Raw genomic sequence first — 17,216 nt, 5'->3', positions numbered from 1 at the left:
CCCTCAGGGTGCGGGGACTCCCATGGCTCGCACCATGGACTTTCCTGCTTCATCGCCCGCTGCCCATCCGGAGGGTCTCCGTTGAGGACTTACGCGGCCTCCACAGGCCGACACCGCCTGCCCGGCGGCCACACTGTTCTGTGCGGCGTTGTGGTCCCGGTCATGCTGGGTGCCGCAGCCCTCACATGTCCACATTCGGATTCCGAGGGGCAGCGCGTCGCGAAGCAGGCCACACGCCGAGCACGTCTTGCTGGTCGGAAGGAATCGGTCAACAACCACCAATTCGCGCCCGTACCACGCGCACTTGTACTCCATCCGCGCAAGGAGCCACCCATGACCACCGGCCCACAGGTGGGCACCTTCACCTTCCGCCCCCTCGACCCGCTGAAGGACGCCGAGCTGCTGCACGCCTGGGTCACCCACCCCAAGGCCGCCTTCTGGATGATGCAGGACGCCAAGCTCGAGGACGTCGAGCGCGCCTATATGGAGATCGCCGCCGCCGAGCACCACCACGCCCTCCTCGGACTGCACGACGGCGAGCCCGCCTTCCTCATGGAGAAGTACGACCCGGCCCAGCGCGAACTGGTCGGCCTGTACGAGCCCCGGCCGGGCGATGTCGGCATGCACTTCCTGGTCGCGCCGGCCGACACCCCCGTGCACGGCTTTACCCGGGCCGTGATCACCGCCGTGATGGCCCACCTCTTCGAGGACCCCGCCACCGCACGCGTCGTCGTCGAACCGGACGTCGGCAACAAGGCGGTGCACGCCCTGAACGAAGCCGTCGGGTTCGTGCCCGAGCGGGAGATACAGAAGCCGGAGAAGACGGCGTTGCTGAGTTTCTGCACGCGGGAGCAGTTCCGGAAGGCGGTGGCGGCATGAGTCTCGCCGACTCCGTCGCCCACCTCTCCCCCGAGCGCTGGGCCCACGCCAACCGCCTCCTCGTCCGCAAGGCACTCGCCGAGTTCGCCCACGAGCGGCTGATCACGCCGGAGCGTCTCCCGGACAGCCGTTACGAGGTACGCAGTGACGACGGGCTGACCCGCTACCGGTTCACCGCCACCCTTCGTGCCCTCGACCACTGGCAGATCGACGCCGAGTCGGTCACCCGGCACCGCGACGGCGGTGAACTCCCGGTCGCCGCCCTCGACTTCTTCATCGAACTGAAGGAATCGCTCGGCCTGAGCGGCGACATCCTGCCGGTCTATCTGGAGGAGATCTCCTCCACCCTCTCGGGCACCTGCTTCAAGCTCACCAAGCCGCAGATCCCGTCCGCCGAACTCGCGAAGAGTGGCTTCCAGGCGATCGAGACCGGCATGACCGAGGGCCACCCCTGCTTCGTCGCCAACAACGGGCGGCTGGGCTTCGGGGTGCACGAGTACCTCGCGTACGCCCCCGAGACCGCGAGCCCGGTCCGGCTGGTGTGGCTGGCCGCGCACCGCTCGCGGGCGGCGTTCACGGCGGGCGTCGGCATCGAGTACGAGGCCTTCCTGCGGGACGAGCTGGGCGATGAGACAGTGAACCGTTTCTCTGTCATCCTGCGCGAGCAGGACCTCGACCCGGACGACTATCTCCTCATCCCCGTCCACCCCTGGCAGTGGTGGAACAAGCTGTCCGTGACCTTCGCGGCCGAGGTCGCCCAGCGGCACCTGGTCTGCCTGGGCGAGGGCGACGACGAGTATCTGGCCCAGCAGTCCATCCGGACCTTCTTCAACCGGTCGAACCCCGGGAAGCACTATGTGAAGACGGCCCTGTCCGTCCTCAACATGGGTTTCATGCGGGGGCTTTCGGCCGCGTACATGGAGGCGACCCCGGCGATCAACGACTGGCTGGCCCAGCTCATCGACAACGACCCGGTGCTGAGGTCGACCGGTCTGTCGATCATCCGTGAGCGGGCGGCGGTCGGCTACCGGCACCTGGAGTACGAGGCGGCGACGGACCGCTACTCGCCGTACCGCAAGATGCTCGCCGCGCTGTGGCGCGAGAGCCCGGTGCCGTCGCTCCTGGAGGGCGAGTCGCTCGCGACCATGGCCTCCCTCGTCCATGTCGACCACGAGGGCGCGTCCTTCGCGGGCGCGCTGATCGAACAGTCGGGCCTCGCCCCGAAGGAGTGGCTGCGCTACTACCTGCGGGCGTACTTCACCCCGCTGCTGCACAGCTTCTACGCCTACGACCTGGTCTTCATGCCGCACGGCGAGAACGTGATCCTCATCCTCAAGGACGGCGTCGTACAGCGCGCGATCTACAAGGACATAGCCGAGGAGATCGCGGTCATGGACCCGGACGCGGTGCTGCCGCCGGCGGTCGAACGGCTGCGCGTGGACGTGCCGGAGGACACGAAGCTTCTGTCGGTCTTCACGGACGTCTTCGACTGCTTCTTCCGCTTCCTGGCCGCGAACCTCGCCGCCGAGGGCGTCCTGGAGGAGGACGACTTCTGGCGGACGGTCGCCGATGTCGTACGCGAGTACCAGGCGGCCACGCCCGAACTCGCGGACAAGTTCAAGCAGTACGACATGTTCGCCCCCGAGTTCGCGCTGTCCTGCCTCAACCGGCTCCAGTTGCGCAACAACAAGCAGATGGTGGACCTCGCCGACCCGGCCGGGGCCCTCCAATTGGTCGGCAACCTGAAGAACCCCATCGCGGGTCTCTGAACCGGGCGGGGCTCAGGAGACGGTCCTCCTGAGCCCCGCCTCTGTCCCTACGCGGTCGGCCAGGGCACCTGCGGCGACCGGTAGTACCCGATCCCCAGCGCGTCCCACCGCGGCCCTTGCGCCGCGAGCCGCACCTTGTACGTGTCCCAGTCGTGCGTCGAGGCCGGCGACCAGCCCAGCTCGGCGACGCCCGGCAGCCTCGGGAAGGCCATGTACTCGATGTCGGCGGAGGTCACGATGGTCTCCGTCCACAGAGGGGCTTCCACGCCCCGGACGGCCGAACCCGGGGCGCCGGGGAGGTAGTTGCCGGGATCCCAGTCGTACGACCGCTTCACTTCCACCAGCCCCGCCCAGTCGAGGCCCAGCGGGGTGTCGGCCGTGTACTTCATGTCGAGGTAGATCCGGTCGGCGGGCGACAGTACCAGCCCCGTCCCGTTCTGCGCGGCCTTCGCGACCCGCGCCTTCTCCTCGGCGCTCGTGCCGTCGAGCCCCCAGTACTGCGCGAGGGCGCCCTTCGCCGGGGTCGCACTGGTCAGCTGATGCCAACCGATCACCGTCTTCCCGTACTTGGCGACGACCGGCTGGACCCGGTCCATGAACGCCACGTAGTCGGCGTGGCTGGTGGAGTGGGCCTCATCTCCGCCGATGTGGAGGTAGCGGCCCGGGGTGAGCGCGGCCAGTTCCCGGATCACATCGTCCACGAAGTCGTACGTGATGTCCTTGGAGACGCACAGCGAGCTGAACCCGACGTTCGTGCCGGTGTAGAGCGGCGGCGCCACCCCGTCGCAGTTCAGTTCGGCGTACGAGGCGAGGGCCGCGTTGGTGTGCCCCGGCATGTCGATCTCGGGGACGACCTCCAGATAGCGCGAGGCGGCGTACCGGACGATCTCCTGGTAGTCCGCCTTGGTGTAGTAGCCGCCGTCGCCGCCGCCCACCTGCGTGGAGCCGCCGTACGTCGCCAGCCGCGGCCAGGAGTCGATGGCGATGCGCCAGCCCTGGTCGTCGCTGAGGTGCAGATGCAGCTTGTTGACCTTGTAGAGGACCAACTCGTCTATATAGCGCTTGACTTGGCCGACGGTGAAGAAGTGCCGGGAGACGTCGAGCATCGCGCCGCGGTAGCCGTAGCGCGGGGTGTCCTTGATGGTGCCGCCCGCGACGAGCCAGGGTCCGGGCTGTACGGAGTCCTTCTCGACGGCGGCGGGCAGCAGCTGGCGGAAGGTCTGGACGCCGTGGAAGAGCCCGGCGGGCTTGCCGGCCGTGATGGTGACACCGTCCCGGCCGCTGTCCAGACGGTAACCCTCGTCGCCCAACCCCTTCGCGCCGAGGCGGAGTTGGATGGATCCCGGACCGCCCTGGGTGCCGACCGGGAGCCGGTAGCCGGTGGAGGGCCGCAGGATGTCCGCGAGGTACTCGCCCACCCGGCGGGCCTCGCGCGAGTCGTCGACACGTATGCGGGTGTCACCGGTGACGCGGTACGCGGAGCCGCTCGCGTGGACCGAGGCCGGGGCCGGGACCACCTGCCCCAGAGGGGTCGCGGTCCGGTCGGCCGCGGAGGGTGCCGCGCCGACGACAGAGATACCGGCAGCCGCCACAAGCAGCAGCGTACCGAGAAGGCGGGGCGTTCTGTGCTGTCTCACATGCGCTCCCTTCGAATGGGTATAGACCACTCTCCCGCACACCCGGTGAAACAATCCCCCTCATGGCGGAAATCATCCAGCGGGACGGCACGTGGACCTTCGACGGCGACGCACTGCGGCTGACACCGGGACGCGACAAGAACGTCGGCCTTCTCCGCAGAAGCCTGGGTGAACTCACCGTCCCGCTGGCCGCGTTGGCGGGCGTCTCCTTCGAGCAGGGCAAGAAGACCGGGCGGCTCAGGCTGCGGCTGCGCGACGGCGCCGACCCGCTGCTCCAGGCGACCGGCGGCAAGCTCGCCGAGCCGCACGACCCGTACCAGCTCACCGTCGAGTCCGACCGCTACGGCGTCGCCGAGTACTTCGTGGACGAGGTCCGCAACGCCCTGCTGCTCGACCAGGTGCCCTCCGACCCGGTCGACGCCTACCTCCTGCCCGGCCCCTCCGTGCCGCTGTCCGCCTCCGCCGGTGACGGCACGGCAAGCTTCGACGGCGAGCACGTACGCCTGGAGTGGAACTGGAAGACGGAGGAAGCGAAGGCCGCCGCGGGCGCCCGCTCACTCGCCCTGACCGACATCACGGCCGTCGAATGGCATCCCGCGGTCGGCCTGGAGAACGGCTGCCTGCGCTTCACCGTGCGCGGCGCGGCGACCAAGGCCCCGCCGATGTACGACCCCAACTCCGTTGACCTGTGGGGCTTCAAGAAGGACCCGCTGATGGCGCTGGTCGCGGCGGCGGTACAGGCGCGGCTGCCGCATCCGACGGCGCCGCCCGCCGTGACGGACGTACCGGCGAAGGAACTGCCGGGGGTCCCGCGGCCCTCCGCCGAGGCCGACCACGACGCCCTGCTGCGCCGCCTGCGCGAGCTCGGCGAGCTGCACAAGGACGGCGTCCTGACGGACGAGGAGTTCACCCTGGCCAAGCAGGCGGTCCTCAAGCGCATGTGAGACGGCCCGAAGGCGTACGCCAGGGCCTGCGGGACAGGGCTTTCACAGGAAGCTGCCCGATATCGGGCAGGATTCTTGCGAAACAGCCGCCGGTACCCCAGGATCTACCGGGTGCACGACGAACTCGTTGATCATCTCACGCGGTCCTCGCCGCTCAGCCGGGGCGAGGCGCTGCGGGTGATCCAGGACGTGCTCGCCTACTTCGACGAGACGACCGAGGACTACGTCCGTCGCCGCCATCGCGAGCTCCAGGCCCAGGGCCTGGTGAACGCGGCGATCTTCGAACGGATCGAGGCGGACCTGAAATACCGCGCGGTGGCGCCGCCGGAGCTCACGCTCAGGCAGCTGCGCCGCATCGTCTACGGCTAGGAATACCCCTATATGTGCGGAATCGTCGGTTACATCGGCAAGCGTGACGTGGCCCCGCTGCTGCTCGAAGGCCTGCAGCGCCTGGAGTACCGCGGATACGACTCGGCGGGCATCGTCGTCACGACCCCCAAGTCGGCCGGCCTGAAGATGGTCAAGGCCAAGGGCCGGGTCCGTGACCTGGAGGCCAAGGTCCCCGCGCGCTTCAAGGGCACCACCGGCATCGCCCACACCCGCTGGGCCACCCACGGCGCCCCCTCCGATGTGAACGCCCACCCGCACATGTCGGCCGACAACACGGTCGCGGTCGTCCACAACGGCATCATCGACAACGCCGCCGAGCTGCGGAAGAAGCTCGAGGCCGACGGCGTCGAGTTCCTCTCCGAGACCGACACCGAGGTCCTCACCCACCTCATCGCCCGCTCGCAGCAGGAGAAGCTCGAGGACAAGGTCCGCGACGCGCTCCGTGTGATCGAGGGCACGTACGGCATCGCGGTCCTGCACGCCGACTTCCCCGACCGCATCGTGGTGGCCCGCAACGGCTCCCCGGTCGTCCTCGGCATCGGCGAGAAGGAGATGTTCGTCGCCTCGGACATCGCCGCCCTGGTCACCCACACCCGGCAGATAGTGACCCTCGACGACGGCGAGATGGCCACCCTCAAGGCCGATGACTTCCGTACGTACACCACCGAGGGCACCCGGACGACGGCCGAGCCGACCACCGTGGAGTGGGAGGCCGCCTCGTACGACATGGGCGGCCACGACACCTATATGCACAAGGAGATCCACGAGCAGGCCGACGCCGTGGACCGCGTGCTGCGCGGCCGCATCGACGACCGCTTCTCCACCGTGCACCTCGGCGGCCTCAACCTGGACGCCCGCGAGGCGCGCAAGATCCGCCGCGTGAAGATCCTCGGCTGCGGCACCTCCTACCACGCGGGCATGATCGGCGCCCAGATGATCGAGGAGCTGGCCCGCATCCCCGCGGACGCCGAGCCGGCTTCGGAGTTCCGCTACCGCAACGCGGTCGTCGACCCCGACACCCTCTACGTCGCGGTCTCCCAGTCGGGCGAGACGTACGACGTCCTGGCCGCCGTGCAGGAGCTCAAGCGCAAGGGCGCTCGGGTCCTCGGCGTCGTCAACGTCGTCGGCTCGGCGATCGCCCGCGAGGCGGACGGCGGCATGTACGTGCACGCGGGCCCCGAGGTCTGCGTGGTGTCCACCAAGTGCTTCACCAACACGACCGTCGCCTTCGCGCTGCTCGCCCTGCACCTCGGCCGCACCCGCGACCTGTCCGTGCGGGACGGCAAGCGGATGATCGAGGGCCTGCGCAAGCTGCCCGGCCAGATCTCCGAGATCCTGGAGCAGGAGGACGAGATCAAGAAGCTGGCCGCGGAGTACGCCGAGGCCCGCTCGATGCTCTTCATCGGCCGCGTACGGGGCTACCCGGTGGCCCGTGAGGCCTCGCTGAAGCTCAAGGAGGTCTCGTACATCCACGCCGAGGCCTACCCCGCCTCCGAGCTCAAGCACGGCCCGCTGGCGCTCATCGAGCCCGCCCTGCCGACGGTCGCGATCGTCCCCGACGACGACCTCCTGGAGAAGAACCGCGCCGCCCTGGAGGAGATCAAGGCCCGCAGCGGCAAGATCCTCGCGGTCGCCCACCAGGAGCAGGAGAAGGCCGACCAGACGATCGTCGTCCCGAAGAACGAGGACGAGCTCGACCCGATCCTCATGGGCATCCCGCTCCAACTCCTCGCCTACCACACGGCGCTGGCCCTGGGCCGGGACATCGACAAGCCGCGGAACCTGGCGAAGTCGGTCACGGTGGAATAGAAGAGCGGCGGCGGTTTAGCCGCAGAGAACAGACCCCCTGTGTGTGCCACCTTCACACAGGGGGTCGTTCTTTCCAGGGCCAGGGCCGCCCAATGCCCCGGCCCGCGCCTGCTTCAGCCGGTGGCCGTCACCCCCCGGCCGGCGGCGCGTCCGGGCAGTGCGGTGGGCCAGTTGGCGAGCGCCGCCGTGGCCCCGTACCAGGCCAGCAGCCCACTGGCCGCGGCGAACCAGCCCGCGACCTTGCCGAGACCGCTGGAATCGCCGAACTGCCCGATGGCCAGTAGGAGAAGGCCCACGAAGAGCAGCGCGTACGTGCCCCTCGTGAGCAGGGGCGCACCGCTCGCCCCGGCGGTCAGGCTGAGCGCGAAGAGGGCGAACAGGAGCAGGAAGAGGCCGGCGGCGTTGGCGGACATCTGCGTGTCGGAGCCGACACCCCAGGTGAACCAGAACGCGCCGAGTCCGGAGAAGGCCGTACCGGTGAAGGCGTCACGCTCGCGGAAGGCGAACAGACCGGCGACGAAGAGCGCGATGCCACCGATGTAGGTGGCGAGCGAGACGGAGTCGGCTGCCGTGACGCCGTCGATCACCTCGGTGTGTCCGAGCCCGAAGGCCAGCAGGGTGAGTCCGAGCGCGAGGTGGCCGAGGGTCGTGGTGGTGCTTCCCGCAGAGACGTCGTTGTCCACGGCGGGCTCCCTTCTTGCATGTTCGGTTGTGCTGCGTGGTACCGGCCGTGCGGTTGGTCCGGCGACCGGTATGTACCCTTCACAAGGGCACAAACCACCTCTACGCGTGAGTAGATTTGCGCTGCGCCACACGGGAGTTGACGACGCCGAGGACTCATCTCACCTGGGGCAACTTCGAGTTGCGACTCGGCAACGACAGGGTTTACGGAATGACGACCACGGGGCGCTGCGCCCGCTTGGCGAGACGCCCGGCGACGGAGCCGAAGATCCGCCCGACGAGGCCGTGCGTGGAGCCGACGACGATCGCGTCCGCCTCGTACTCCCGCCCCACCTCTTCGAGTTCGTGACAGATGTCACCGCCGCGCTCGACGAGGATCCACGGCACCTCGGCCAGATACTCGGCGCAGGCGAGCTCGAGCCCGAGCACCTCGGTGCGGTGGTCCGGCACGTCGACGAAGACCGGTGGCTCACAGCCCGCCCACACCGTGGTGGGCAGCCGGTTGGCCACATGCACGATGATCAGGCCCGAGCCGGAGCGGTGGGCCATGCCGATCGCGTAGGCGAGGGCACGCTCGCTGGACGTCGAGCCGTCGAAACCGACGACGACGCCGTGCTTGAAGGCGGGATCGCAGGACTGGCGGGGTTCTTCCGCCGCCAAGGGCTCGGCCGCCGTGGGATCGGCGAGCGGGCGCTTGCGGTCCGCGGGATCGAAGAATTCGTGACCGGCCATGGGTATCTCGGCGTTTGGATCCTCGTGGTGGGGACGACAACGATCGGCAGAGCTGTGTCCGGGAATCATCTTCCCAACCGCATACCCCCAAGGGTACGGCGGCACGCCTCCTCTGCCCAGATCCCGCGCGCGCTACGCGGCGTTCCCCGGAGCATGCATGAGAGGCCGCCCGTAACGCAATGGTTGCTGCCCCGTACAGGCGGTTTGTACAGCGTTCACCCAAGGTCAGGGCCGTCCTCGCGCCGCATACCGGCGCCGTACACCGGCGGCCAGACAGTGACCGGCCGGTCGAACACGCGTTGAACCGGTGAGCCACCGCCATGGAGAGCATGGAGAGCACTGGAGTACTAGGGAGCAGACCGTGCCCGGACCCGAGACCGCGCCCGACGCCTCCTCCAGCGCGCCCCCGCCCGCCGGCGCGCGCCCGCCCTCCGGAGCCTGCGGAGCGCACTCCGCGTCGCCGCCCCCCGTACCGGACACCGCGAGCACTGTGGTGCGATGGGCGGTCTTCAGCTGTGTCCTGGTTCCGCTGGTGCTCGTCTGGTACGGCACCTCGCTTGCCGGTGCTGCCGGTACGGCCCTGGGCCTGGCGGCCGTCACCGGGGCCTGCCGGGTGCTGCTGAGGCAGTCCGAGCGGGGCGCGGCGCGGCTGCGCGCCGCGGAGCTCGCCCCGCACCGCGGCCGGCACGGCAGGGGTGGCGCGGGTGTACCGGCCGCGCGCGGCCGGGGTGGCGCGGGCGCGCCGGCCGTGCGCGGCAGGGGTGGTCCGGGGGCTCACAGAGGCGGTCGGCACGGCGGGGGGAGCAAGCCAGCCGACTGACCGGTTTGCGCGCACGCCCCCGTTGGTTTTCAGCCAACTTATGCGCCGCGTGCATCCGTTGGTCGAACGACCCCCCAACCCCCGTTCGACCTGCACCGAAAGGCCCACGCAGGCCTCACGCACCCTATGTGGATTGGCCACGGCCACGAGGCGCACTTCCCTGCGCGGCCCGCGAGTGCAACGCTTCGTGATCGAATGCTTCACGCCAAGTTGCCATGTCGACATTCTGTCGAGTGCCGAACTGGTCACCTTGGCGCTACGGGACACAGTAGATTCGATCTTGTCTTACGGCGGGGGACTCGTGCAGGACCGAGGGGAAACGTGCAGGAGCGACACAACCGAGGAGCCGCGACCACCGAGGGGGGCTTAGCAGGATGAGCCACGACTCCGCTGCCGCGCCGGAAGCCGTGGCCCGGAAGCTTTCCGGGCGACGCCGCAAGGAGATCGTCGCGGTGCTGCTGTTCAGCGGCGGCCCCATTTTCGAGAGTTCCATACCGCTGTCGGTGTTCGGGATTGACCGCCAGGACGCCGGCGTGCCGCGCTACCGGTTGCTGGTGTGCGCGGGCGAGGAAGGCCCACTGCGGACCACAGGAGGCCTGGAACTCACGGCGCCCCATGGCCTGGAGGCGATCTCCCGGGCAGGCACGGTTGTCGTGCCCGCCTGGCGGTCGATCACCTCGCCGCCACCGGAGGAGGCGCTCGACGCGCTGCGCCGGGCGCACGAGGAGGGTGCCCGCATCGTCGGGCTCTGCACCGGTGCCTTCGTGCTGGCGGCCGCGGGTTTACTGGACGGCCGGCCGGCCACGACCCACTGGATGTACGCACCGACACTGGCCAAGCGCTATCCGTCCGTACACGTCGACCCACGAGAACTCTTCGTCGACGACGGAGACGTCCTGACGTCGGCGGGAACGGCGGCCGGAATCGACCTCTGTCTCCATATCGTGCGGATGGATCACGGCAATGAGGCGGCAGGGGCCCTGGCCCGCCGGCTCGTGGTCCCGCCCCGCCGGAGCGGCGGCCAGGAGCGCTATCTGGACCGGTCGCTGCCCGAGGAGATCGGCGCCGACCCGCTCGCCGAGGTCGTCGCCTGGGCGCTGGAGCACCTCCACGAGCAGTTCGACGTCGAGACGCTGGCGGCCCGCGCGTACATGAGCCGCCGCACCTTCGACCGCCGGTTCCGCTCGCTCACCGGGAGCGCTCCCCTGCAGTGGCTGATCACTCAGCGCGTCCTGCAGGCGCAGCGCCTGCTGGAGACCTCCGACTACTCGGTCGACGAGGTCGCGGGCCGCTGCGGCTTCCGCTCGCCGGTCGCGCTGCGGGGCCACTTCCGGCGCCAGCTGGGCTCGTCCCCGGCCGCGTACCGGGCGGCGTACCGCGCGCGCCGGCCGCAGTCCGAGCGGGCCTCGGAGGCGGACGGCGCGATGGGACAGGCCGGACCACCACCGTCCCTGAACCACGAGGGGCCCAGCCCGGTCCCGATGCAGACCCGCCGCACCGCGGCCGCCGGTGCCCTGGGCGCGGCCGCGTCGCTCTCCACGGACCCGGGCAAGCCCGGCCCGGAGCTGTACGTGGCGGGACGGCCGAGCCTGCCGGGGCAGCGCAGCGCGCCGTAGTAGGGCCGTAGCCACGACCGTCGTACGCCTGTCGTACGTGCCTGGCGGGGGCCCGCGCCGTTGTGTGCGGGCCCGCGCCGGGCGCATGGGCGGGTACGGGCGGGTCCGCCTGGCCGGAGCGCGCCGTAGGGTGAGTGTCATGAACGATCGCATGGTGTGGATCGACTGCGAGATGACCGGGCTCTCGCTGTCGGAGGACGCGCTCATCGAGGTGGCCGCGCTGGTCACCGACTCGGAACTGAACGTGCTCGGCGAGGGCGTGGACATCGTGATCCGCCCGCCGGACGCGGCGCTGGAGACGATGCCGGACGTGGTGCGCCAGATGCACACGGCCTCCGGCCTCCTCGACGAGCTGGCCGCGGGCACGACCTTGGCGGACGCCGAGGCGCACGTCCTGTCCTACGTACGTGAGCACGTCAAGGAGCCGGGCAAGGCCCCGCTCTGCGGAAACTCGGTGGGCACGGACAGGGGCTTCCTCCTGCGGGACATGCCCACGCTCGAGGACTACCTCCACTACCGCATCGTGGACGTCTCCTCCATCAAGGAGCTGGCCCGCCGCTGGTACCCGCGGGCGTACTTCAACAGTCCGCAGAAGAACGGCAACCATCGCGCCCTGGCCGACATCCGCGAGTCCATCGCCGAGCTCCGCTACTACCGCGAGGCGATCTTCGTCCCGCAGCCGGGCCCGGACTCGGAGACCGCCCGCACGATCGCGGCAAAGCACGTGCTGCCGGCGGAAGAGTCCGCAGAACAACCCGCGTCGTAGGCCTTTGACGGGGCCCTGACGGGCCCCCGCAAAAGTCGTGCGCGAGCACCCCTTCGGACCCTGTACACTTTTTCTCGGCCGGTCAGGGAAACCAAGACCGGTCGTGGTGGGTGTAGCTCAGCTGGTAGAGCACCTGGTTGTGGTCCAGGAAGTCGCGGGTTCAAGTCCCGTCACTCACCCTTGATGATCAGCCGGTGACCGTCCTGAACGGTCACCGGCTGATCGCGTTCCGGAGGCCGCGCGGCGCTCGCCGCCGCCGAGGAGCGGGCCTCGAAGCCGAGGAGCGGTGGCGTGCCTGCTGCCCGCCGGTCTGCTGCGTGAGGGCGACGGCATCACGGACCCGTCTGGCCGGGTGCTCCGCAGCGACGGCGGTGACGGGTACCGGTAGGCGGGCAGGTCAGGAGGACGACCGCACCACCAGCTCCGCCGGCAACAGCAACTGCCGCGTCTCCAGCCCCCGCGACGCCACGGGGCGCCGGTCCGCGATCTCGCCCAGCAGCAGGTCGGTCATCGCCCGGCCCATCTCCTCGATCGGCTGGCGGACGCTGGTCAGGGGCGGGTCCATGTGGCGGGCGATGGCGGAGTCGTCGTAGCCGACGAGCGCCACGTCGTCGGGGATGCGGCGGCCTTCCTCGCGCAGGACCTGGCGGGCCCCGGCCGCCATGACGTCCGAGCCCGCGAACACCGCGTCCAGCGAAGGACAGCGGGCCAGCAGCTCGGTCATCGCGCGGCGGCCGCCCTCCTCCGTGAAATCGCCGGGGACGATCAGCCGTTCGTCCACCGGGCGGCCCGCGTCGAGCAGCGCGTCGCGGTAGCCGTCGACGCGGCGCTGGGCGCCGAAGACGTCGAGGCGGCCGGCGAGGTGGACGATGGTGCGGCGTCCCTGGGCCATCAGGTGCTCGACGGCCGCGCGGCCCCCTCCGTAGTTGTCGGAGTCCACGGACGGCAGCGTCTCGTCGGCCGAGCGGCGGCCGCTGATCACCGCCGGGATCTCCAGCTGGGAGAGCAGGTCGGGCAGCGGGTCGTCCGCGTGGACCGAGACGAGGAGGACGCCGTCCACCCGGTGGGCCGCCAGGTACTGGGCCAGCCTGCGCCGCTCTTTGTCGCTGCCCGCGAAGATCAGCAGCAACTGCATCTCGGTGTCGGAGAGTTCCGCGCCGACACCGCGGAGCATGTCCGAGAAGTACGGTTCCGCGAAGAAGCGGGTCTCCGGCTCGGGGACGACGAGGGCGATGGCGTCCGTGCGGTTGGCGGCGAGGGCGCGGGCCGCCGTGTTGGGGACGTAACCGAGTTCCGCGACGGCCGCCTCGACGGCGGCGCGGGTCGCGTCGCTGACGCGCGGGGAGCCGTTGATCACCCGGGACACCGTGCCCCGGCCGACTCCGGCCCGCGCGGCGACCTCCTCCAGGGTCGGCCGCCCCCCACTCCGGCCCCGCGCTCCGTGGCCTGCCATGGTCCGCCTCCCGTCACACCGCATTGGCGTGGAATCTAACAGTCGTGTCCTGCGGCTTCGCCTGTCACCGGGTCCGGGGGCGGCCGCCGCGGGCCTCCTTCACCCGCGCCGCCCACCGGACCGGGGCGCGGGCCCCGATGGCAGGGGCCCACACCTCGTATCTCCGGACGGGCCCAAATCCCTTTACCTAACGGGCAGATAACTGAACGCACAACTCCGCGCCCACTCCCTTGACACCCCCGCCCGGACCGACGACTCTTCAACACATCACCTGTGGGAGCGCTCCCACAGTACCTGACACATAAACATCCCGCACGTTCCCCGCCCGAGCCGCAGCGAGAACCAACGGGCCCAACAGTGCAGTTGGCCGGGGGGTCGGCACGTCAGGCAACAGGAGGACGCAATGCGCACGAGTACCCGCCGGTCCCGCAGGCTGTCGGCCCTCGCGGTCGCCGCCGCGCTGACTACGGGCCTGCTGGCCGGCTGCGCCGAGGACTCGGACGACCCGTCGGGCTCGAACGAGGGCGGCGGCAACGCCAACGGCAAGACCACGCTGACCGTCGGCACGTTCGGCGTCTTCGGCTACAAGCAGGCCGGTCTGTACGACGAGTACATGAAGCTCCACCCCGACATCACCATCAAGGAGAACGTCACCACCCGGACCGACGTCTACTGGCCGAAGACGCTGACCCGGCTGCAGGCCGGCTCCGGTACCGACGACATCCAGGCGATCGAGGTCGGCAACGTCACCGAGGCCGTGCAGACGCAGGGCGACAAGTTCGTCGATCTGGGCAAGGACGTCGACAAATCGCAGTGGCTGGACTGGAAGAACGCGCAGGCCACCACCGCGGACGGCAAGCTGATCGGGCTCGGCACCGACATCGGCCCGATGGCGATCTGCTACCGCAAGGACCTCTTCCAGAAGGCCGGCCTGGAGACCGACCGCACCAAGCTCGCCGAGCAGTGGAAGGGCGACTGGGGCAAGTACGTCGACCTCGGCAAGCAGTACATGGAGAAGGCGCCGAAGGGCACCAAGTTCGTGGACTCCGCCTCCTCCGTCTACAACGCGGTCCTCAACGGTGAGAGCGAACGGTACTACGACAAGGACGGCAACGTCGTCTGGGACAAGTCCGCGGGCGTGAAGAAGGCCTGGAACGTCTCCATGGAGGTGGCGACCAGTGACATGTCGGCGAAGCTGAAGCAGTTCGACAAGCCGTGGGACCAGGGCTACGCCAACGGCACCTTCGCGACGGTGGCCTGCCCGGCCTGGATGATCGGCTACATCCAGGAGAAGTCCGGTGACTCCGGCAAGGGCAAGTGGGACGTGGCGGCGGCCCCGACCGCGTCCAACTGGGGCGGCTCGTTCATCGGCGTACCGACGGCGAGCAAGCACCAGAAGGAGGCCGTCGAGCTGGCGAAGTGGCTGACCGCGCCCGAGCAGCAGGCGAAGGTCTTCGCCAAGCAGGCCAGCTTCCCGTCGACCCCGTCGGCGTACTCGGGCCTGAAGCCGGCGACCGAGACCCAGGCGTTCTTCTCCGACGCGCCGATCACGGAGATCTTCTCGGCCTCCGCCGAGACCATCCCGACGCAGATCTTCGGCGTCAAGGACCAGCCGATCAACACCGCGATCAACGACATCGGCATCCTCCAGGTCGAGCAGAAGGGCGCCTCGCCCGACGAGGGCTGGGACGCGGCGTCCGAGGAGATCAAGGACGTGCTCGGCCAGTGACCAGCTCCAAGCAGGCTCTCGCGCATCCCGCGTCGAGCGCCGAGGCCGCGTCCGGCGATGAGCCGGGCGCGGCCGGGGGCGCTCACGGTCGCGGCACGCCGCCCCCGGGCACGACTTCCTGGCGGAGCCGGCTGTACCGCTGGGACATGAAGGCGTCGCCGTACGCGTTCATCGCCCCCTTCTTCATCGTCTTCGGGGCCTTCTCGCTCGTTCCGCTGCTCTACACGGCCTGGTACTCGCTGCACAACGTGCAGCTGTCGGACCTGGACAACCAGAAGTGGGCGGGCCTGGACAACTACCAGAACCTGCTGTCCTCGGACTTCTTCTGGAACGCCCTGGGGAACACCTTCACCATCGGCGTGATCTCGACCGTGCCGCAGCTGATGATGGCGATCGGGCTCGCGCACCTGCTCAACTACCGGCTGCGCGGCTCGACCGTATGGCGGGTCGTGATGCTCACCCCGTACGCCACCTCGGTGGCGGCGGCGACGCTGGTGTTCGTGCTGCTCTACTCCTGGGACGGCGGCGCGATCAACTGGGCGCTCGGGGGCATCGGCATCGACCCGGTCAACTGGCGTGAGTCGGACTGGGGTTCGCAGTTCGCCGTGTCGTCGATCGTGATCTGGCGGTGGACCGGCTACAACGCGCTGATCTACCTCGCGGCGATGCAGGCGATCCCGTCCGACCTGTACGAGTCGGCGTCCATCGACGGCGCCAACCGCTGGCAGCAGTTCATCCACGTGACGATCCCGCAGCTGCGCCCGACAATCCTGTTCACCGTGGTCGTCTCCACGATCGGCGCGACCCAGCTCTTCGGTGAGCCCCTGCTGTTCGGCGGCGTCAGCGGCTCCAAGGGCGGCTCAGACCACCAGTACCAGACGCTCGGCCTGTACATGTACGACCAGGGCTGGATCATCGGCAACCTCGGAAAGGCGTCCGCGATCGCCTGGTCGATGTTCCTGATCCTCGTGATCGTCGCCGTGATCAATCTGGTGTTCACCCGACGCCTGAGGAAGTCCCAATGATCACAAGTGAACTGACGCCTCCTCAGCCAGAGAAGCCACGGGAGTCCCGGCGCCCCCGGATCATGGGCGCGGGCAAGCAGCTGCACGCCGGCCCGCTCACGTACGCCGTCCTGGCCCTCTTCGCGCTGGTCTCGCTGGCCCCATTGGTGTGGACCGCGATCGCCGCCTCACGCACCGACCGGCGGCTCGCGGAGACTCCGCCGCCGCTGTGGTTCGGCGGGAACCTGTTCAAGAACATGGAGACCGCGTGGGAGGAGGCGGGTCTCGGCACGGCGATGTTCAACACGACGTTCGTCGCGGGCACGATCACCGTCTCCACGGTGCTGTTCTCCACGCTCGCCGGGTTCGCCTTCGCCAAGCTGCGGTTCAAGTTCTCGGGTGTGCTGCTCCTGCTGACCATCGGCACGATGATGATCCCGCCGCAACTGGCCGTCGTACCGCTGTATCTGTGGATGGCCGACCTCGGCTGGTCGAACCAGCTGCAGACCGTCATCCTGCCCACCTTGTGCACCGCCTTCGGCACGTTCTTCATGCGGCAGTACCTGGTGCAGGCACTTCCGACCGAGCTGATCGAGGCCGCGCGGGTGGACGGGGCGAGCAGTCTGCGGGTGGTGTGGCACGTGGTCTTCCCTGCGGCGCGGCCCGCGATGGCCGTACTCGGCCTGCTGACCTTCGTGTTCGCCTGGAACGACTTCCTGTGGCCGATCATCGCCCTCAACCAGGAGAACCCGACCGTGCAGGTCGCCCTCAACTCCCTCGGTACCGGCTATGTCCCCGACCAGGCGGTGATCATGGCGGGCGCGCTGCTCGGCACTTTGCCGCTGCTGATCGCCTTCCTGCTGTTCGGCAAGCAGATCGTGGGCGGGATCATGCAGGGCGCGATCAAGGGGTGACGTCACTGACGCGACGGGCGTCCGTACGCCGTCTGTGCGCGCGTCCGTACGCCGTCCGGGCGCCTCCGCGCCT

At 69.4% G+C, this 17,216-nt stretch carries 16 protein-coding genes and 1 tRNA gene; 12 read left to right on the top strand and 5 right to left on the bottom strand.

Features of this window, described 5'->3' with window-relative positions; translation table 11 throughout:
• Nucleotides 1-3 precede the first annotated feature (3 nt).
• Nucleotides 4-315, bottom strand: coding sequence for a zinc ribbon domain-containing protein (locus C4B68_RS25730; protein ID WP_099499430.1), 312 nt, complete (start codon nucleotides 313-315; stop codon nucleotides 4-6).
• An 18-nt stretch (nucleotides 316-333) separates the two neighbouring features.
• Here C4B68_RS25730 and C4B68_RS25725 point away from each other — a divergent pair, with 18 nt between their 5' ends.
• The gene (locus C4B68_RS25725; protein ID WP_099499431.1) at nucleotides 334-879 is read left to right on the top strand and encodes a GNAT family N-acetyltransferase; all 546 of its coding nucleotides are present in this window, start codon (nucleotides 334-336) and stop codon (nucleotides 877-879) included.
• Nucleotides 876-2,648, top strand: a complete 1,773-nt coding sequence (locus C4B68_RS25720; RefSeq protein WP_099499432.1) for an IucA/IucC family protein — start codon at nucleotides 876-878, stop codon at nucleotides 2,646-2,648. Before C4B68_RS25725 ends, C4B68_RS25720 begins: the two co-directional genes overlap by 4 nt.
• Before the next feature lie 47 nt (nucleotides 2,649-2,695).
• Here the strand turns inward: C4B68_RS25720 and C4B68_RS25715 are convergent, their stop codons facing one another.
• Complete coding sequence (locus tag C4B68_RS25715) at nucleotides 2,696-4,285, bottom strand: beta-N-acetylhexosaminidase (protein WP_099499433.1); 1,590 nt, start codon at nucleotides 4,283-4,285, stop codon at nucleotides 2,696-2,698.
• Between the two features lie 62 nt (nucleotides 4,286-4,347).
• Here C4B68_RS25715 and C4B68_RS25710 point away from each other — a divergent pair, with 62 nt between their 5' ends.
• The 3 genes from C4B68_RS25710 (at nucleotide 4,348) to glmS (ending at nucleotide 7,428) form a co-directional block, all read left to right on the top strand.
• A complete protein-coding gene (locus C4B68_RS25710; protein ID WP_099499434.1) occupies nucleotides 4,348-5,229 on the top strand; it encodes a DUF4429 domain-containing protein in 882 nt (293 codons plus the stop codon).
• A gap of 111 nt (nucleotides 5,230-5,340) precedes the next feature.
• Nucleotides 5,341-5,598 carry a hypothetical protein gene (locus tag C4B68_RS25705; RefSeq protein WP_099499435.1) on the top strand — a complete coding sequence of 86 codons (258 nt, stop codon included), beginning with the start codon at nucleotides 5,341-5,343 and terminating at the stop codon, nucleotides 5,596-5,598.
• A gap of 12 nt (nucleotides 5,599-5,610) precedes the next feature.
• Nucleotides 5,611-7,428: a glutamine--fructose-6-phosphate transaminase (isomerizing) gene (gene glmS, locus C4B68_RS25700; RefSeq protein WP_099499436.1), complete on the top strand. Its 1,818-nt coding sequence runs from the start codon at nucleotides 5,611-5,613 to the stop codon at nucleotides 7,426-7,428.
• Between the two features lie 113 nt (nucleotides 7,429-7,541).
• On the opposite strand, the gene C4B68_RS25695 is transcribed toward glmS, so the two are convergent.
• Both C4B68_RS25695 and C4B68_RS25690 read right to left on the bottom strand, forming a co-directional pair.
• Nucleotides 7,542-8,111: an acetate uptake transporter gene (locus C4B68_RS25695; protein WP_099499437.1), complete on the bottom strand. Its 570-nt coding sequence runs from the start codon at nucleotides 8,109-8,111 to the stop codon at nucleotides 7,542-7,544.
• Between the two features lie 202 nt (nucleotides 8,112-8,313).
• A complete protein-coding gene (locus C4B68_RS25690) occupies nucleotides 8,314-8,841 on the bottom strand; it encodes a universal stress protein (RefSeq protein WP_099499438.1) in 528 nt (175 codons plus the stop codon).
• 361 nt (nucleotides 8,842-9,202) lie between these two features.
• Here C4B68_RS25690 and C4B68_RS25685 point away from each other — a divergent pair, with 361 nt between their 5' ends.
• The 4 genes from C4B68_RS25685 to C4B68_RS25670 all read left to right on the top strand — a co-directional run bounded on the left by C4B68_RS25685 (nucleotide 9,203) and on the right by C4B68_RS25670 (nucleotide 12,222).
• Complete coding sequence (locus C4B68_RS25685; protein ID WP_373682175.1) at nucleotides 9,203-9,661, top strand: hypothetical protein; 459 nt, start codon at nucleotides 9,203-9,205, stop codon at nucleotides 9,659-9,661.
• 374 nt (nucleotides 9,662-10,035) lie between these two features.
• Entirely contained in the window at nucleotides 10,036-11,277 is a 1,242-nt protein-coding gene (locus tag C4B68_RS25680) for a helix-turn-helix domain-containing protein (protein ID WP_099499440.1), read from the top strand.
• A 139-nt stretch (nucleotides 11,278-11,416) separates the two neighbouring features.
• Complete coding sequence (gene orn / locus C4B68_RS25675; RefSeq protein WP_099499441.1) at nucleotides 11,417-12,043, top strand: oligoribonuclease; 627 nt, start codon at nucleotides 11,417-11,419, stop codon at nucleotides 12,041-12,043.
• Nucleotides 12,044-12,149: 106 nt separating this feature from the next.
• Nucleotides 12,150-12,222 (top strand) — tRNA-His (locus C4B68_RS25670).
• Between the two features lie 218 nt (nucleotides 12,223-12,440).
• Here C4B68_RS25670 and C4B68_RS25665 read toward each other — a convergent pair.
• Nucleotides 12,441-13,496: a LacI family DNA-binding transcriptional regulator gene (locus tag C4B68_RS25665; protein ID WP_099499442.1), complete on the bottom strand. Its 1,056-nt coding sequence runs from the start codon at nucleotides 13,494-13,496 to the stop codon at nucleotides 12,441-12,443.
• A gap of 403 nt (nucleotides 13,497-13,899) precedes the next feature.
• Between C4B68_RS25665 and C4B68_RS25660 the strand changes: the two genes are divergently transcribed.
• The 3 genes from C4B68_RS25660 to C4B68_RS25650 are packed head-to-tail and all read left to right on the top strand — an operon-like array spanning nucleotide 13,900 to nucleotide 17,143.
• Nucleotides 13,900-15,225 carry an ABC transporter substrate-binding protein gene (locus C4B68_RS25660; RefSeq protein WP_099499443.1) on the top strand — a complete coding sequence of 442 codons (1,326 nt, stop codon included), beginning with the start codon at nucleotides 13,900-13,902 and terminating at the stop codon, nucleotides 15,223-15,225.
• Complete coding sequence (locus C4B68_RS25655; protein WP_099499444.1) at nucleotides 15,222-16,250, top strand: carbohydrate ABC transporter permease; 1,029 nt, start codon at nucleotides 15,222-15,224, stop codon at nucleotides 16,248-16,250. The genes C4B68_RS25660 and C4B68_RS25655 overlap by 4 nt, the downstream gene beginning before the upstream one ends.
• Nucleotides 16,247-17,143, top strand: a complete 897-nt coding sequence (locus tag C4B68_RS25650; RefSeq protein ID WP_180289167.1) for a carbohydrate ABC transporter permease — start codon at nucleotides 16,247-16,249, stop codon at nucleotides 17,141-17,143. The genes C4B68_RS25655 and C4B68_RS25650 overlap by 4 nt, the downstream gene beginning before the upstream one ends.
• Nucleotides 17,144-17,216: the final 73 nt, after the last annotated feature.

This window comes from Streptomyces dengpaensis (genome assembly GCF_002946835.1).
Lineage (GTDB): Bacteria > Actinomycetota > Actinomycetes > Streptomycetales > Streptomycetaceae > Streptomyces > Streptomyces dengpaensis.
This window is presented reverse-complemented; position numbering and strand designations above follow the sequence as displayed.

Excerpts from the sequence above, each read along its gene's own strand:
- C4B68_RS25730 (WP_099499430.1), bottom strand. The coding sequence starts at position 315 with ATGGAGTACAAGTGCGCGTGGTACGGGCGCGAATTGGTGGTTGTTGAC.
- C4B68_RS25725 (WP_099499431.1), top strand. The coding sequence starts at position 334 with ATGACCACCGGCCCACAGGTGGGCACCTTCACCTTCCGCCCCCTCGAC.
- C4B68_RS25720 (WP_099499432.1), top strand. The coding sequence starts at position 876 with ATGAGTCTCGCCGACTCCGTCGCCCACCTCTCCCCCGAGCGCTGGGCC.
- C4B68_RS25710 (WP_099499434.1), top strand. The coding sequence starts at position 4,348 with ATGGCGGAAATCATCCAGCGGGACGGCACGTGGACCTTCGACGGCGAC.
- glmS (WP_099499436.1), top strand. The coding sequence starts at position 5,611 with ATGTGCGGAATCGTCGGTTACATCGGCAAGCGTGACGTGGCCCCGCTG.
- C4B68_RS25690 (WP_099499438.1), bottom strand. The coding sequence starts at position 8,841 with ATGGCCGGTCACGAATTCTTCGATCCCGCGGACCGCAAGCGCCCGCTC.
- C4B68_RS25680 (WP_099499440.1), top strand. The coding sequence starts at position 10,036 with ATGAGCCACGACTCCGCTGCCGCGCCGGAAGCCGTGGCCCGGAAGCTT.
- orn (WP_099499441.1), top strand. The coding sequence starts at position 11,417 with ATGAACGATCGCATGGTGTGGATCGACTGCGAGATGACCGGGCTCTCG.
- C4B68_RS25665 (WP_099499442.1), bottom strand. The coding sequence starts at position 13,496 with ATGGCAGGCCACGGAGCGCGGGGCCGGAGTGGGGGGCGGCCGACCCTG.
- C4B68_RS25660 (WP_099499443.1), top strand. The coding sequence starts at position 13,900 with ATGCGCACGAGTACCCGCCGGTCCCGCAGGCTGTCGGCCCTCGCGGTC.
- C4B68_RS25650 (WP_180289167.1), top strand. The coding sequence starts at position 16,247 with ATGATCACAAGTGAACTGACGCCTCCTCAGCCAGAGAAGCCACGGGAG.